General features: G+C 57.3%; 15 protein-coding genes, 1 tRNA gene, 3 pseudogenes and 1 other annotated feature. Of the genes and pseudogenes, 4 read left to right on the top strand and 15 right to left on the bottom strand.

What is annotated here, in order from left to right:
• From LD28_RS22855 to LD28_RS0105115, 10 genes and pseudogenes are all read right to left on the bottom strand, one after another.
• Positions 1-100, bottom strand: a pseudogene (locus LD28_RS22855) (short-chain dehydrogenase); the annotation flags it as partial.
• Positions 97-525 (bottom strand): nuclear transport factor 2 family protein, encoded by a 429-nt coding sequence (locus LD28_RS0105155; RefSeq protein ID WP_033135939.1) that lies wholly within the window; start codon positions 523-525, stop codon positions 97-99. The gene LD28_RS0105155 and the pseudogene LD28_RS22855, both read right to left, overlap by 4 nt.
• A 1-nt stretch (position 526) precedes the next feature.
• Positions 527-1,948, bottom strand: coding sequence for a deoxyribodipyrimidine photo-lyase (gene phrB / locus LD28_RS0105150; protein WP_033135938.1), 1,422 nt, complete (start codon positions 1,946-1,948; stop codon positions 527-529).
• Positions 1,945-2,832 (bottom strand): MerR family transcriptional regulator, encoded by an 888-nt coding sequence (locus LD28_RS0105145; RefSeq protein WP_033135937.1) that lies wholly within the window; start codon positions 2,830-2,832, stop codon positions 1,945-1,947. The genes phrB and LD28_RS0105145 overlap by 4 nt, the downstream gene beginning before the upstream one ends.
• 69 nt (positions 2,833-2,901) lie before the next feature.
• The gene (locus LD28_RS0105140) at positions 2,902-3,849 is read right to left on the bottom strand and encodes a YbgA family protein (protein WP_033135936.1); all 948 of its coding nucleotides are present in this window, start codon (positions 3,847-3,849) and stop codon (positions 2,902-2,904) included.
• A gap of 172 nt (positions 3,850-4,021) precedes the next feature.
• Complete coding sequence (locus tag LD28_RS0105135; protein ID WP_033135935.1) at positions 4,022-4,678, bottom strand: autotransporter outer membrane beta-barrel domain-containing protein; 657 nt, start codon at positions 4,676-4,678, stop codon at positions 4,022-4,024.
• A 190-nt stretch (positions 4,679-4,868) separates the two neighbouring features.
• Positions 4,869-5,441, bottom strand: a complete 573-nt coding sequence (locus LD28_RS0105130; protein ID WP_033135934.1) for a DUF3157 family protein — start codon at positions 5,439-5,441, stop codon at positions 4,869-4,871.
• 98 nt (positions 5,442-5,539) lie between these two features.
• On the bottom strand, positions 5,540-6,376 hold the full coding sequence (locus LD28_RS0105125; RefSeq protein WP_033135933.1) for an adenine nucleotide alpha hydrolase family protein: 837 nt from the start codon (positions 6,374-6,376) through the stop codon (positions 5,540-5,542).
• A gap of 79 nt (positions 6,377-6,455) precedes the next feature.
• A complete protein-coding gene (locus tag LD28_RS0105120; protein ID WP_033135932.1) occupies positions 6,456-6,734 on the bottom strand; it encodes a DUF6482 family protein in 279 nt (92 codons plus the stop codon).
• An 18-nt stretch (positions 6,735-6,752) separates the two neighbouring features.
• Positions 6,753-7,364, bottom strand: coding sequence for an HAD family hydrolase (locus tag LD28_RS0105115; RefSeq protein WP_033135931.1), 612 nt, complete (start codon positions 7,362-7,364; stop codon positions 6,753-6,755).
• 170 nt (positions 7,365-7,534) lie between these two features.
• Positions 7,535-7,656: a sequence feature (Phe leader region), on the top strand.
• A 38-nt stretch (positions 7,657-7,694) separates the two neighbouring features.
• On the opposite strand from LD28_RS0105115, the gene pheA reads away from it, so the two are divergent.
• Positions 7,695-8,867 carry a prephenate dehydratase gene (gene pheA / locus LD28_RS0105110; protein ID WP_033135930.1) on the top strand — a complete coding sequence of 391 codons (1,173 nt, stop codon included), beginning with the start codon at positions 7,695-7,697 and terminating at the stop codon, positions 8,865-8,867.
• 364 nt (positions 8,868-9,231) lie between these two features.
• Here pheA and LD28_RS0105105 read toward each other — a convergent pair whose 3' ends face one another.
• Together LD28_RS0105105 and LD28_RS0105100 are read right to left on the bottom strand one after the other, a co-directional pair.
• Positions 9,232-9,657 carry an LPP20 family lipoprotein gene (locus LD28_RS0105105; RefSeq protein WP_033135929.1) on the bottom strand — a complete coding sequence of 142 codons (426 nt, stop codon included), beginning with the start codon at positions 9,655-9,657 and terminating at the stop codon, positions 9,232-9,234.
• A 10-nt stretch (positions 9,658-9,667) separates the two neighbouring features.
• Positions 9,668-10,288: a FlgO family outer membrane protein gene (locus LD28_RS0105100; RefSeq protein ID WP_005338718.1), complete on the bottom strand. Its 621-nt coding sequence runs from the start codon at positions 10,286-10,288 to the stop codon at positions 9,668-9,670.
• Positions 10,289-10,509: 221 nt separating this feature from the next.
• On the opposite strand from LD28_RS0105100, the gene LD28_RS0105095 reads away from it, so the two are divergent.
• Together LD28_RS0105095 and LD28_RS0105090 are read left to right on the top strand one after the other, a co-directional pair.
• Positions 10,510-11,664, top strand: a complete 1,155-nt coding sequence (locus LD28_RS0105095; protein ID WP_033135928.1) for a flagella assembly protein FlgT — start codon at positions 10,510-10,512, stop codon at positions 11,662-11,664.
• 50 nt (positions 11,665-11,714) lie between these two features.
• Positions 11,715-11,791: transfer RNA gene (locus tag LD28_RS0105090), tRNA-Arg, on the top strand.
• Positions 11,792-11,982: 191 nt separating this feature from the next.
• Here LD28_RS0105090 and LD28_RS22135 read toward each other — a convergent pair.
• A pseudogene (locus LD28_RS22135) lies at positions 11,983-12,252 on the bottom strand (transposase); the annotation flags it as partial.
• 770 nt (positions 12,253-13,022) lie between these two features.
• The gene (locus LD28_RS22850) at positions 13,023-13,340 is read right to left on the bottom strand and encodes a hypothetical protein (RefSeq protein WP_156120114.1); all 318 of its coding nucleotides are present in this window, start codon (positions 13,338-13,340) and stop codon (positions 13,023-13,025) included.
• Between the two features lie 206 nt (positions 13,341-13,546).
• Between LD28_RS22850 and LD28_RS0105085 the strand changes: the two are divergent.
• Positions 13,547-13,942 (top strand): annotated as a pseudogene (locus LD28_RS0105085) (DDE-type integrase/transposase/recombinase); the annotation flags it as partial.
• A 405-nt stretch (positions 13,943-14,347) separates the two neighbouring features.
• Here the strand turns inward: LD28_RS0105085 and LD28_RS23620 are convergent.
• Positions 14,348-14,555, bottom strand: a 208-nt coding sequence (locus LD28_RS23620) for a hypothetical protein (protein ID WP_033135927.1), incomplete at its 5' end; no start/stop codon positions are given.

Below are 14,555 nucleotides of genomic sequence, written 5' to 3'. Positions count from 1 at the left end.
GACCACAGCCCCACACCTGCCAGCCTGCGCGCCGGTAATCCAGCGCCAACTGGCGACCGATGCCGGAGGTCGCCCCGGTGATGAACACCCGGCCGCTCATGCGCCGAGCCTCCCCTTGATGGCGCGTACCACAGGCCCGAGCAGCGGCAACTGCTCGTAGAGCATGGCGCCCAGGTCAAAATAGTCCCTGTGCTGGCACACCTTGCCCGCCTCGTCGAATTCGAGGCGGGTGGCCCCCTCCACCGTCACCGGCTCACCACCACGCAATCTGGGGTGAGAGAAGGTCATGGTCCAGCCGAGCCAGGCCTGCGGCCCTTGCTGCTGCTGACTGGTAATGACGAAGCGACAGTAGGCGAGGCGCTGATAGAGGGCGGCAAAATAGTCGCCAAGGGCTACCAGCCCCTCGATACGGTGGGCCGGATCGGTAAAGACCACCTGTTCGGCATAGACCTCGGGCAAGCGATGCAACTGCTGTTTGTCCAGTTGCTGATAGAGGCCAATAAAGCGGGCCAGCGGCTCGTTCATCCTATTTCTCCAGAGAGCGAAACATCTCGATGGCTCTCACCCGGGCAACGGCGTGATCCACCATGGGTGCCGGATAATCCTGTCGCCCCTTGAGTCGCAGCCAGTCGTGGGGCTGATGCACATAAGCGGCGGGAATATCGGCCAGTTCAGTTACCCAGGTACGGATAAACTCCCCTTGTGGATCAAATCGTTGCCCCTGAGTGGTGGGGTTGAACACCCGGAAATAGGGCGCTGCGTCGGCGCCGGTACCCGCTGCCCACTGCCAGCCGCCGTTGTTGGCCGCCAGATCGCCATCGATGAGTCGACTCATGAAGTAATCCTCCCCGAGCCGCCAGTGGATATGGAGATCCTTGGTGAGAAAGCTCGCCACTATCATCCTCAGCCGGTTGTGCATCCAGCCGGTGGCGTTGAGGCAGCGCATCGCCGCATCGACGATGGGGTAGCCGGTGCGCCCCTCGCACCAGGCGGCGAAGGCATCAGGATCCCAGCTCCACGGCAAGGCCGCCGTCTCGGGCTTGAAGGGGCGATTCATGGAGAGAGTCGGGATCAGTACCAGCAGGTGGCGATAGAACTCGCGCCAGACCAGCTCGTTGAGCCAGACAAAGCCGGGCTGGGCCTTCGACTGGGGCCGATAACCGAGACGCTGCTGGAGCGCCGCCACACACTGGCGCGGGCTGATGATGCCCGCCGCCAGATAGGGGGAGAGCCCGGACGTGCCTGCGATGGCAGGAAAATCCCGGGTCTCGCCATAGTCGAGCACCGACTTCTCCAGAAAATCGTTCAAACGGCGCCGGGCTTCCGCCTCCCCCACCGGCCAGCGGGGATCTGCCGTCAGCTGGCCGAGCGCTTCATCGACCCACTCCCGCTTTGCCAGCGGCTGCCACGGCAACGGCTCGCCACGGGGCGCAGGAGCGCGATGAATGACAAAACCATCCTCGTCGAGTGCCTTGAGCCAGGCGCGGCTGAAGGGAGTGAAGACCTTGAACATCTCCCCCGACCCGGTCAGCACCCGCCCCGGCGGCAATACGCAACAGCCGTTGAGCCAGTGACAACTCACCGCCTGCTCTGCCAGCGCGGCAGTAACGGCGTGGTCGCGGCGCTGCTCATCGATCTCGATAGCCTGATTGGCGTAGAGCTGGGTCACCCCCTGCTCGCGGCAGAGCTCTGCCAACGCTGCAGGTACCTCGGCAAAGGTCTCCAATCGCAGCAGATGGAGCGGGATGCCAAGCGCCGCCAGCTCGTGGCCCAGCACATCCACCTGCGCCAGCATAAAGCGCTGACGGATGGGGGCCATCTTGTGCTGCCGCCACTGGGTGGGGGAGACGATAAAGAGCGCGGCCACCGGCTCATCATCGGCGCAGGCATGCCGCAGTGCCGGGTTGTCGGCAAGGCGCAGATCGTTGCGAAACCAGACCAGCTTCATGACTTTTTCCTCCCGCGTCCGCTGGCGCCAGCCGCAGCAGGTGCGTCTGCCATCAGCTCGGCAAGGCTCGCCTGCCAGCCGTGGGCTTTAAGCCACTCACCATCGTAGAGACGCCCCAGCTCGCCAAACAGGCGTGTGCCGGCGGGCCAGCCGGCGGCCAGCTCCTGCTTGCCAAGCCCTGCCCCCAGCAGCACCAGCCAGGGGGTGGCAGCACGTCCCTCAAGCAGGCTGGCATGGCGAGGTTCAACCGCCCCCAGCAGTTGCACCTCATAGCCCTGACCGATCAGCTCGTAAGCGGTCCAGACCAGATCGAGGGGGCCGACCTGTCCCCAGCTAGCCAGCGTGATCGGCACGCCCTTATCCTGCTCGATCAGGTGGCGGGCGAAGCGGGTATGCAGCCAGCCCAGCCACACCTGTTGCAGCAACTCGCCATCGGGCCGCTCACGCCACAGTCCCAGCAGCCGCTCCACCAGCGGTTGCAGCACCCGACTGCGCACCAGCTCGAACGGGTAGCTTGCCAGCAGATCGTTAAGCTCGGCCTCCGCCTTGCGCTGGTTGAAGGCGAGCAGCGCCTGACTGAACTGCTCCAGGGTTTGCAGCCAGTGATCGCTCACCGGCTGGGCGTGAGGTTCGCTCAAGAGCCCCTTCACCTGCCCGATGCTCACCCCCCGCTCCAGCCAGCTCAGGATCTCGCCGATCTGGCGGATATCCTGCTCGCTGTAGAGGCGGTGCCCCTTTTCGGTACGGGCCGGCTGCACCAGACCATAGCGGCGCTGCCAGGCGCGCAGAGTCACGGCGTTGACGCCGGTGAGACGGGATACCTCGCGAATGGGGTAGATCCCCTCATCAGCCAGAGGAGCAACTTCTTGCGGTAAATCAGACATGACAACGTCCATCAAACAGAGAGGTAAGGCTCCCCGGCGCAAACCATGCGCCGGAGCAACAGAACGGATTCAGAGCCCGTAACGCAGCTTGAGCGTATCGGGGTGCGGATTGAGATAAACCTGCTCGGCGAGATAGGGGTTGGGGTACTCGCGCAGGTAGTGGCGGATCAGGGTGAGCGGCACCAGCAAGGGGAAGATGCCGGTGCGGTACTTGTCGATGGTATCGGCAAGCTCCTGCTTCTGGGCCGGGGTCAGCACTCGCTTGAAGTAGCCCTGCAGGTGCATCAGCACATTGGTGTGGCTGCGGCGATTGGCGCGCAGGGTCAGCGCCGTCATCAACCCCTTGATGTAGTTGTCGGCCACCTCCTGCAAGTTGGCGGACTTGCCCAGATTGCCGAGCAGCTTGCCGAGGATGCGGTAGTGGGTGGTGGCATGGGAGAGCACCAGATACTTGTAGCGGGAGTGGAAGCGGATCAGCGCAGAGGCGGTGATGCCACGGGCACAGAGCTGCTGCCAGTCGTGATAGGCGAAGACCCGCAACACGAAGTTCTCGCGCAGGATGGGATCGCACAGGCGGCCATCTTCCTCTACCGGCAACAAGGGGTTGGCCTCCATCAACGCCTTGGCAAACAGGCCGATCCCCTCCTTGGCGCTCCCCTCGTTATTGGCGCCATAGACCTTGACCCGCTCCATGCCGCAGCTGGGGGATTTGGCACAGAGGATATAACCGGAGATAAAGTCGAGCTGGCGGGCTTTCTGCTCGCTGAAGGCAATCAGCTTCTCGGTGACATCGAAGCTGCCATTGCTCGCCTCGGCGCGGATCTCGCCGTGACGCTTGACCAGCCGGATGGCGGCGCGGGGCGCCCCCAGACCAATGGCCATCTCGGGACAGACGGGGTGATAGTCAAAGTGAGCGCCAAGATCCCGTTCGCAGAAGCTGGAGCGCTTGTGGCCCCCATCGAAACGCACCTCTTGTCCCAGCAGGCAGGCACTGATACCGACTTTAATCTTGTACATGATGACGCTCCTTGTATAAGCCTTGATTCAGTTATAGCAGTTATACAAAGAAATGAAAGTTGTATAACTATTGGCGACTGATACGGCACAAGGGAGAGTTGCGGATCACCGGAAAACAAAAAAGCCCATGGCAAACGCCATGGGCAAGCACAAGACACTAAGGTACAGGAAATTAGAAGCTGTACTTCACACCCAGGCTGGAGATGGAACCCTGTTGCAGATCCCACTTGCGATAGGTGTAGTCGGCAGTCAGCGCCCAGTTCTGGTTGAGCTTGTAGGCGCCGCCCACCTTGAAGTCATGCATATCGCCGGTCATGTTGGCGTAGCGGTAGGCGGTGGAGAGCTCGATGTCACCGATGTCGTAGCGCAGGCCCACTTCACCGTACATGCTGCCAGAAGTTTTACGCAAAATGGTATCCCAGCCCTTGTTGTCCACGTTGGTCTTCCACTCGCGTTCCATGGTGTAACCCATCACACCGGTTTCACCGTAGAGGTTCAGGCCAGTGCTGAGCGGGGTAAAGACACCGACACCCAGGCTACCGATGCCCATGCTGTCATTGCCGTCCTGGGCAGAGGTGCCCTCGGAGAGCAGGCGACCATAGAAGTGATCGGCAAAGGATTTGGAGAGATCCAGCGTCAAGCCGCCAAAGTCACGTGATCCACCATTATCCCGCGAGAACTCCCCGCCGAATTGATCGGACTTGAGAAAATCGGACTTGGTGTGAGCCCAGGTAGCCGCGCCCTTGGCGTAGCTAAAAGCATCTTGCGCCAGGGCGGAAGTAGAGACAAACCCGGCCAGAACAAGCAGAGATACGGTTACTTTTTTCATGATGTTGACTCCATGTGATTGAGCCCGTTGCTAACGGGCTGGGATGAAGTCATTGTGCGGCGAAGTTCCCTGCTTGCCGAGCCGCAAGCTGTTGCAGAACCATGTCAGATGTAAGCAGATATTGCTGGGGGTGTCGGCGGCAACAAGTTGCCGACCCAGACTGATTGAATGGGCCGGAACAGCGAAAAAATCAGCGGAAGACCACCTCGTCAATCTCGACCCGCACCAGCGGCTGACCGGTCAATCCGGCAGGACGGGGGAGCTCGAGCGCCAGCGACGGACGGACTTGCCCCTTGCGCAGATAGGTCTCCGGCAGACGGTTCTCGGCAACCCAGAAACGGGCCTCCTGGCGGCTCAGCTGCACACCGTCAGCACTGAACAGGGTCACCATGCCGCGCACCCCCACCACATTGCGGTTGCCGGTATTGCTCACCATAAAGGTCAGCGCCAGCGGGTCAGCACCGTCAATGTTGTCCAGCTTGACCACAACCCCGTCACGCGCCGCTTGCGACAACAGCTCAGGGTGCGCCTTGGCCTGATCGGTCAGCACAGGCGCCGCCACCGCGACCACTGCACCCGCTTGTGCCCCTTCGGCTACCGCCTTGACGGGTTCGGCCGGCTTGACCACCAGATACTCCCAGGTGAAATCATCGTTGAGCTGAACCAGCCGACCATCGGGCAGGGTCACCTGAGAGAGGGGGGCGGCCTGCGCCAGCACGGGGGAGAGGCAAAGGGCCACCAGCAGACGGGAGAAGGGTTTCATAGGGCGAAGCTCGGTAACGGGTGAAAGGGCGACAGTATAAACAGTCCCATCGCCCCTTGCCTATGACAGCACTCACGTTCTGGCACCCGAGTCGCAAGCTAGATGGCGAGATCGTGCCGCTCTTTCTGCACCATATCCAGAGTCACCAGATCAAACTCGGTCCCTTTGAGCGCAGACAAAATATCCGATTGCATATCAAAAGCCTGGGCCCGCTGATGCTCAGGCAAGCGCACTCTGGCCAGGGTGGTAGTGCAGTCGCACAGGGTATGGAAAAAGACTTGTGCCTCGTCCAGCCCCATGTCGGTCAGCATCTGCTCGGCCTGATCCACCATCCGCAGATAGCGCTGCTCGAGCAGGCGTGGATTGGTGAAGCGATTGCTCAGGCAGCCGTTGCCCCCCTTGCCCCAGCGATCAAGCTGGCGCTTGTGGAAGCCATAGCGAAAATCGCGGCTCGTCACCCCGTTGTAGGCAAAAAACCAGATGGTATTAGCTGGCAAAGAGCCGAATTGGGCCAAGTAGTCGTCCCGCTCCTCCACAGAGGCCGGCAGTAACAGCGGCAGATGAGCCCACTCTGGACGCTCCTGCACATATTCACACACTCGGCGCACCGGGTCGATCAGCCCCTCCATATGAGGAAGACGATCGCAAAAGACAATCTCGTCGGTTTTGATGATCCATTGTTCAATACCATAACGCTGGCAATAACGGCGGGCACGGGCCACTTCACGGCGGCTGCGGGTCGGGTTATCGATGGTAATGGCACGGATTTTCATACCACTGGCACGACACAGATCGATGCTGTAGCAGGATTCCAACCGTCCCGAAAAAGAGACAATCAGCTCGTCAAAAATCGCCAGCCGCTCAATCAGCTGCAGTTCCCTGGCTTGAAAAGAGTGATCATATCCCTGATTCAGTACAACAACATTGGCACCCATTAAACAGCTCCGAATGATGAACAGGTGCGGTATTGTGGGGGAAACAAGCTGAATAGACCCTTAAAGAGTCTGGTTAAAATTAAAACTTGATGGTTATTTCCTGTGATTCTGACGACATATCTTCACTTTGGGCGTCATAAATTCGCAATCTTGCCTGATGAACCTGATGGGCTCGCAAGAAACCCTGCGCCTGCTCCAGCGAGGTAAAGGTCAGGTGCCCCCCCTCGCTGTCGGTCAGGCAGAGGCACTCCCCTTCCGCCTCGATACAGAGCTGATAACCGCTACCATCCTGGCAGGCGATGATCAGGGTCGCCTCGGGATAGTGACTCAACCAGTTGCGAAACCGGCCATGCTCCATAGTGCTCCCACAGGGGTCTCACCCCTTGTCGATGGCGGGCAAACAGCCCAGCGCACCCAGTTGCTGACGGCAACTCGCCACGTCGGTGAAGACGATCCCTCTGATGCCAAGGGCCTCGGCGGCCGCAATGTTGGCGGGACTGTCATCGATGAAGATGCACTCTGCCGGTTTCAGATCGAACGACACCAGCAGATAGCAATAGATATCCGGCTCAGGCTTCATCATCCGCACCCGCGCCGATACCACCTTGCCGCTGAAGCAGCGCCAGAAATCCTGATGCTGCTCCAGCCAGTCGATGCTGGCATGGCCCATGTTGGAGAGGGCATACAGGGTATGCCCCGCCCCGTGCAGCTCGGCTATCAGGGTTAGCATAGCGGGATCTGGCAGCAGGGAGGCGGGAACCGCCTGTAAAATGGCCAGATTTTCTGCGGCGCTCAGGCCGGTTCGGCCCTCGGCTTGGCGAGCCATGGTGTGCAGCGACATGGTGCCCCGATCCACCTCCAGCCAGTCCGGGTGGTTAAAGAGCTGTTCCGCCAGCGACTCAGCCCCTTGCGGGCCACGCACCGAACGCACAATACCCACCGGATCCCAGCTCACCACCACCCGTCCCAGATCGAAAATAATCGCCATCGTCTTCACCTCCCCCATCCTGTTGATGTCGTCAAAACAGAGTCAATGGAACATCATCCATACTCATTTTCTTAACCGGATACCCTGCCCCCATCCCCGCCCGCGGGCAAGTTTTACTTGCAACAGACTGGCAAATCCCTTAATGGTTAGGGCATTACAATCAGGATTCTGACCATGCAGCCAACATTCTTCTTTGCTTTCTCGTTTATCCGGCCCGCTTGAGGGAAGGCCTGTCGTCGTGTGAGCAGCAAGCAAAGACGAATCGAGCCTCCCCTAGCGGAGGCTTTTTTTTGCATTAATATCAATCGATTACTTGGATAGGGAACAATCATGGCAACGCTCGACGAGATCAGACAAGACATCACCCGGTTGGATCAGGAGCTGCTTGCCCTGCTGGCGAAACGCAAGACCCTCAGCATCGAGGTTGCCCGCGCCAAGCAAGCCAACCCGCGCCCCATCCGTGACCATCAGCGGGAGCAGGAGCTGCTGGTCGCCCTGATCCAGAAAGGGCGCGTGCTGGGGCTGGATGCCCAGTACATCACCCGCATCTACCACACCATCATCGAGGACTCGGTGCTCTCCCAGCAGGCCTATCTGCAGAGCCTGCTCAACCCGGAGCAGCAGGAGCCGATGACCAGCGTCGCCTATCTGGGGCCGCGCGGTTCCTACTCCAGCCTTGCCGCCCGCAAATATCTGGCGCGCTACAAGGATCAGGTGATCGAGGTGAACTGCCAGAATTTTCGCGAAGTACTGGATGCGGTGGAGTCGGGTCGCGCCGCCTTTGGTGTGCTGCCCATCGAGAACACCAGCTCGGGCTCCATCAACGAAGTCTATGACGTGATGCAGCACACCAGCCTCTCCATCGTCGGCGAACTCACCTACCCCATCGAGCACTGCATCCTCACCGCCGTGCCGACCGAGCTGGATCGCATCAAGACCTTCTATGCCCACCCGCAGGTGTTCCAGCAGTGCTCCCACTACCTGAGCAAGCTGGAAGGGGCCCGCCACGAGATCTGCGACTCCTCCTCCAGCGCCATGATGAAGGTCAAAGAGCTGGCCAGCCCCGAGGCCGCCGCCATCGGTAGCGCCGCCGGTGGCGAGCTCTATGGCCTGGACGTGCTGGCCGAGCAGCTTGCCAACCAGAAAGAGAACTACAGCCGCTTCATCGTAGTGGCGCGCAAGCCCATCGACGTGGCACCGCAGATCCCGGCCAAGACCACCCTCATCATGTCCACCTCCCAGAAACCGGGTTCACTGGTGGAGGCGCTGCTGGTACTGCGCAACCACGAGATCAACATGACCAAGCTGGAGTCCCGTCCGGTGCAGGGCAACCCGTGGGAAGAGATGTTCTATCTGGATGTCTCCGCCAACCTGCAGACCCCGGCGATGCAGGCCGCACTGGTGGAGCTGACCAAGATCACCCGCTATATCAAGGTGCTTGGCTGCTACCCGAGCGAGGATGTCAAACCCACCGCAGTGCCACCCGTGTTGATGGGTAAATAGTCGTGATGGGTAAGATGGGTAAATAGTGCCGTTGGGCAAATAACGCAGCCGGATCGACAAGAGGCGGGCATCATGCCCGCCTCTGTTTTTTCTGCCGTCAGGGCAAGACCAAGGGCTCAGCAAGAGCATCAGAGAAGGAAATCCGCCGCTCCGGAATCGATTTATTGTTCGAAAAAAGTAAATGAGTGGCTATTGTCATACACCATTACTTGACGATTTTGCACTATCAAACTGCCCTTGCGAGGGTCAAATCGCCCATCAAAAGCCCTCTCACGCCTCCCGCTCCACCACGATGCCTCCCCCCGGATAACAACAAGGCGAGCCACTGGCTCGCCTTGATGGTTCATCTGCTGACCGATTCACATCAGAACTGACCGGCCATCAGCTGGTTGATGTTGTAGAGGGCGCGGGTATCGAGTTCCATCTCGGTGGCATAGGTGTTGCCGCGAGGATAGGAGGCCACCACTCGGGCACCGCGCACCACACCGGCGACCGACACATCCAGCGAGTTGGAGGTCTGGGTCAGATCACGATAGCTGCTCTGGCCGCGCACCTGCTGGCCATTGAGCTGCTCGGCAAGTTCACGGTAAGCATCCATCTTGGAGGCACGAATGGCTTGCAGCATCTTCTCCGACTGGGAGGGGCCGGGCTGGATGTCGATCACCGCATAGCCCACCGCCTTGAGCACCGGAAAATCATCGGGCTTGCCACCCTGGGTGTAATCCACCACCCGGTTGTAGCTGCAACCGGCGAGCAAGAGTGCCAACAGGCAACCAAACAGAATCTTCATGACTCGCTCCTCACGGGGTCAGGTTGACCAGATGACCGCCCGGCCGGGCCTGACTGTCACGCATCAGATAACCGCGATTGATCGATGCCCGACCAAACGAATTGTTGGCACCGAACAGATATTTTTGCGGGATCAGGCTCTGGGCCGTGGTCTCCACCATCTTGGTGCGCATGTCGATAACGCGGGCGTTGACCAGGATCCCCTTGCTATTGCGGCTGAAGGTGCCGACCAGAATGCGGGAGATCGGCAAACGGGAAGAGAGCTCCTTGTAGTTGCGGCTCAGCACGAAGTCCCCCTGCGGCGTCACCTTGATACTGCCGGTCAGCTTGAAGTCCACCACCACCTCGCCGCGGCGGTTGAGCTCGTAGATAAAGCTCTCCTCAATCTGCTGCCCCATCCAGTTGGTATCCTGCAGGGTGTCGAGATCAACGAAAGAGGCCACCGCGATGGGCTCGGTCAGGGTGGTCAGCGATTTGCGCTCCATCAGCTGATCGGTCATGCGCGCCACCAGCCAGTTGAGTTCCATCCCCTGCGCCGCCTGGCGGGGGTCACCCTGATCCCGATTGATAGGGTCGGAGCCACACCCGGTCAATGCCAGGGCAAGCGCCAACGCCGTGATGAGTTTGTTCATGGATACCTTTCCTGTATCTGCACCTGATTTGTTATCGGACACGTCTGCCAAACCTTGAGCCGGGAATGAGGCATGATTCTTGCTGCCAGTTTCGCAGTTGAGCCAATATCTGGCGGATGGTCAGAAAATCATCTTCGAACGACTGTTGTGAGCCATGTCGGCCCGCGATGCCCTCTTCAAAAGAAGAAGAGGCTGTGAGCCGCCTAATCAAGGTATCTGCTATGAAATTACCGCTGCTGTTGACCCTGCTGCTGGCCAGCCTGAGTGCCCGCGCCGAGCTTATCGAAGCGCAGGGCAGCGCCGCCATTATCGGGGGCGATGAAGTCTATGCCCGCGAGCAGGCGACCCGCGATGCCCTGCGTCAGGCACTGCTGGCGAGCGGCGCCGCCGTCTCCAGCGTCCAGCGTCTGGAAAATGGCAGCCTGCGCTCCGAGCAGATCCAGATCCGCTCCGGCGGCGACATTCGCCAGTACCGCCTCAAGCGGGAAGAGGTGCGCAACGGCCGCATGTACGTCACGCTGGTGGCCGACATTCAGGCCGAGCGCCAGATCTGCCAGACCCAGCACTTCGCCAAGGATTTGACACTGGTCAGGCTGCGGATGCGCTATCCGGATCAGGCCAGCTATGGCGCCATGGACGACATGCCGGAGAACCTCTCGCGCCGGCTGTTCGAAACCCTCGCCAACGCCCAGCAAGGGGTCGCGGTGCGCCAGTGGCTGGACGAAAACCTGCGCATCGACCCGCTCCATCTGCAACAGGGGGATCGCAGTGCCCTTGAGGAGATCAAGGCGCTCAGCCTGCGCACCGATAGCCAGTATCTGGTGCTCGGCAGCATCGACGATCTCTCCATCGAACCGCAGGGTAACCAGCTGACCAGCTGGTATCAGGATCCCGTGCGCAACTTTCGCATGCAGCTCTACCTGTTCGACGGCATCAACGGCAGTCTGGTTAACCGCAAGGTCTATGAAGGGCGCGCCACCTGGACCTTTGGCAAGCGGGAGCAGGTGGGCAGCAGCAGTGGCCAGTTCTGGCAGTCAAGCTACGGCCAGGAGGTCAACTACCAGCTGCAGCAGGCCGCTCAGGATCTGGTGGCACAGCTCACCTGCGCCCCGGTCACTGCCCGGGTGGTCGGCCAGAACGAGCGCGGCCCCTACATCAATCTGGGGCGGCGCAACGGCGTCAAACTCGGCGACCAGTTCCGCATCCAGCACAACGCCGACTTCATCGACCCCTATGGCAAGTCTCGCATGATGCGCAACCCGGCTGACGGCCTGTTCGAAGTGGTGCAGGTGTTCGACGACGGCGCCATCATCAGCAGTCAGAACAAATATTCACCGTTTAACATCCAGAATGGGGATTTGGCAGTATTGGAATAAGAATCAAGGGTTTAAAAGGGAGTTGCTTCTTGTATAATGCCCGCCACACAGCTCCCGTAGCTCAGTAGGATAGAGCGGTCCCCTCCTAAGGGACAGGCCACTGGTTCGACTCCAGTCGGGAGCGCCATATAAAACAAGGGGTTGGCATCATCATGATGCCAACCCCTTGGTCGTTTTTGGCTCTGGCGTACTTGTTTAACGAACTGTAGCTTTTGGTGTGCTTGTCCAGCCTCCAGCACAAGACCCAGCAAGTATTTCGGCGCGCAAGCACATGACCAGCCATGGGGCGCCCAATCTTGTCAGGACAGAGAGCCGTAGCTTTTTTAGTATGTCCTTTTCGCGCTCGAGCCGGTTGATACGGGCTTCCAACTCCTGGATTTTCTGCTGTTCCGGAGTCAACGCTTTGCTGATAGGGGTGGTGCCGGTTCGTTCTGACTGAAGCTGCTGAACCCAACGGCGAAGTACTGTTTCACCGACATCCAGTGAACGGCTGGCTTCAGGGACAGAATATCCCTGGTCGAGCACCAGGGATGCGGGTTCGGGTTCGAGTTTGAACTCGGCAGTAAATGAGCGACGCAATCTTGTCATTGAACACCTCAAATTATGGTGGCGACTGTACCACCTAAAATGGTATCTGGGATGATTAGACCACTACAATGACTCACCGATAGAGTTTGATGTGCTCATTGGAAGGCATAGACGCTCCTCGAGTAATGCTGCTATAAACTGGATTACCAATATTATTGGTACAATGATCGGGAAGATAAATCGAGCTATTTAAAATGAGCGTGTCGCGAATATTTATTAAGTATATTTTGACTCGCCATGCAGGAATTTTCCCACCTTATACCAAGGCGATGACTGGTGAGCATGTCTATCTGTATTTGGTATTGTACTAATACAACATCCTCTCCGCCCGTGTTGATGTTGACTGTCATTCAAGGCAGTATTTGGTACTATACCTACCGCGTTTGCCCAGCGTTGCTGGGCTTCTTTTTTTGTCGTTATCTAGCAAAAGCAGCATTGATAAGATCGTATGACGGCCAGAGCACATCTCTCTGAGTCAGACTAATCCTACAGATTGGAGAGGATTTACACGACTAAAAGTCGTGTTCTGGCCATGCTATATTCTATTAATCGGTCAATTCTATAAAGTAGTTTTGATTGTGTGCTGTATGTTAACCTGAACCTTTTACCAGGGCTTGTCCCTGGTTTTTTTTCGATCGCCCATCGCTTTGGTGCAAAAATGGTCAAGGATTTTCATCCATTTCACCTTTATCATGCAACGGGCTATTTGGATGGAAAACGCCGACTTAATGCCGGCGTAGAGAGTAAAGATAAGTCTGGCAGTTATTTGCTCAATAATAACTAATTTTTATAATGGCCATGGCGTTCGCTTTATCTACCCATTGATAATCCAGTCTGGCAAAGGTCAACTCGTTCGTTCTTCTTAACTCAAATTGTGTTAACTTTATTGTATCTCTTGATATTTCACCGTTATTATTGCAAGTTGCCACTAAATTATCTGGCTCCAGGCTAGTTTGACATGGAGCATTGATAACTCGCCCAGAAATAGTCAATTGTGTAGTGATTTCCTTGGCTGCAGATACTGAATTTCCGGAAGTTAAGATGAGGGGTAGGCAGATCCCCAACCTGGCATAATCGTGTAAATACATTAAAGCCTCCTTGCTGCACAGCATGTTGTCAAAGAATTCTTCTGACATTGTCAGGCTAGCGGAGGCGTAAGCGAACGTCCAGTCTTTGCCAAGTAGGCATTGTATATGCCTATCGAACTGTGAATTGCTCCAGTTCCCTACACATCCCATAGCCTTAAAATGATGCAACTATTGGAGGTGTTATGACCCGTCAGAACGTCGGCTGAGCAATGAAGCCACGCATGACGGCAGACTTGGCGGTTGATGCGTTATTGATGGCGGTTTGGCGGCGCAAGCCAAAGCAGCCGGTATTAGTGCATTCGGATCAAGGCAGTCAGTTTACCGGTGGTGAATGGCAGGACTTTCTGAAGGCCCACAACCTGAGTTGCAGTATGAGCCGACGTGGTAACTGCCACGACAACGCTGTCGCCGAGAGCTTCTTTCAGTTACTCAAACGGGATCGGATCAAGCGCAGGATTTACCCGACAAGAGACGAAGCCCGCAGCGACGTATTTGATGATATCGAGATGTTTTACAACCCCATCAGGGGCCATGGCTCCAATGATGGACTGTCGCCGGTAGAGTGTGAAAGGCAGTTTATTTTTCAGCAACTTAGTGTCTAGAAAACCCGAGGCGATTCACTCATGAACCCAGAAGGTGAGTGAATCACGGGTATCAGAATGTTGTATTGAGGCCAGTTGGTGATTGGGTGAAGAGACTTGCCCATGATGCAGACTTGAAGGGAGGGAATGGTGATGCTCAGATCACCGTACCCTCAGTTAGTTCCATTCAAGCTGCATCTATGTGGGCAACAACACCCCGTATGACTACACCCTTTTGTGGGCAACAGTCAGGTGAATACCATCTCCATACATCCCAGAACAGTTTCATGGCAACAAAGGACCCATTTACCACCCGTGATAACAGAAAAATCTGTAATCGGTAGATTTTGAAGACACATTTATTTTAAGTAATATGAAATATATAAAGCTCGATGAAATTTAATCAATAGATTGACATTAATGTTGCTATGGGTACTCAAGCTCAAAGGTCATAGAAGAGTTCATTATTCCAGGCTTAAATTCATTACTAATCATTATAGGGCTGATAGCAAATTCCACATTATGCTCACGTATATCACCATTTTTATGCTCTAAGTGGGTTGACTGAGAAAAATCGACTGGATTTAGCTTGCCATTATTTTTTTTGAATACCTGATATGCCACACCTGAAGCC

Source organism: Aeromonas finlandensis, assembly GCF_000764645.1.
GTDB lineage: Bacteria > Pseudomonadota > Gammaproteobacteria > Enterobacterales > Aeromonadaceae > Aeromonas > Aeromonas finlandensis.
Note: the sequence above shows the minus strand (reverse complement) of the source record. Positions and strands in the feature narration are given on the sequence as shown.

Excerpts from the sequence above, each read along its gene's own strand:
- LD28_RS0105115 (WP_033135931.1), bottom strand. The coding sequence starts at position 7,364 with ATGGCGATTATTTTCGATCTGGGACGGGTGGTGGTGAGCTGGGATCCG.
- LD28_RS0105100 (WP_005338718.1), bottom strand. The coding sequence starts at position 10,288 with ATGAACAAACTCATCACGGCGTTGGCGCTTGCCCTGGCATTGACCGGG.
- LD28_RS0105120 (WP_033135932.1), bottom strand. The coding sequence starts at position 6,734 with ATGGAGCATGGCCGGTTTCGCAACTGGTTGAGTCACTATCCCGAGGCG.
- LD28_RS0105095 (WP_033135928.1), top strand. The coding sequence starts at position 10,510 with ATGAAATTACCGCTGCTGTTGACCCTGCTGCTGGCCAGCCTGAGTGCC.
- pheA (WP_033135930.1), top strand. The coding sequence starts at position 7,695 with ATGGCAACGCTCGACGAGATCAGACAAGACATCACCCGGTTGGATCAG.
- LD28_RS0105135 (WP_033135935.1), bottom strand. The coding sequence starts at position 4,678 with ATGAAAAAAGTAACCGTATCTCTGCTTGTTCTGGCCGGGTTTGTCTCT.
- LD28_RS0105140 (WP_033135936.1), bottom strand. The coding sequence starts at position 3,849 with ATGTACAAGATTAAAGTCGGTATCAGTGCCTGCCTGCTGGGACAAGAG.
- phrB (WP_033135938.1), bottom strand. The coding sequence starts at position 1,948 with ATGAAGCTGGTCTGGTTTCGCAACGATCTGCGCCTTGCCGACAACCCG.
- LD28_RS0105125 (WP_033135933.1), bottom strand. The coding sequence starts at position 6,376 with ATGGGTGCCAATGTTGTTGTACTGAATCAGGGATATGATCACTCTTTT.
- LD28_RS22850 (WP_156120114.1), bottom strand. The coding sequence starts at position 13,340 with ATGTATTTACACGATTATGCCAGGTTGGGGATCTGCCTACCCCTCATC.
- LD28_RS0105155 (WP_033135939.1), bottom strand. The coding sequence starts at position 525 with ATGAACGAGCCGCTGGCCCGCTTTATTGGCCTCTATCAGCAACTGGAC.
- LD28_RS0105130 (WP_033135934.1), bottom strand. The coding sequence starts at position 5,441 with ATGAAACCCTTCTCCCGTCTGCTGGTGGCCCTTTGCCTCTCCCCCGTG.
- LD28_RS0105105 (WP_033135929.1), bottom strand. The coding sequence starts at position 9,657 with ATGAAGATTCTGTTTGGTTGCCTGTTGGCACTCTTGCTCGCCGGTTGC.
- LD28_RS0105145 (WP_033135937.1), bottom strand. The coding sequence starts at position 2,832 with ATGTCTGATTTACCGCAAGAAGTTGCTCCTCTGGCTGATGAGGGGATC.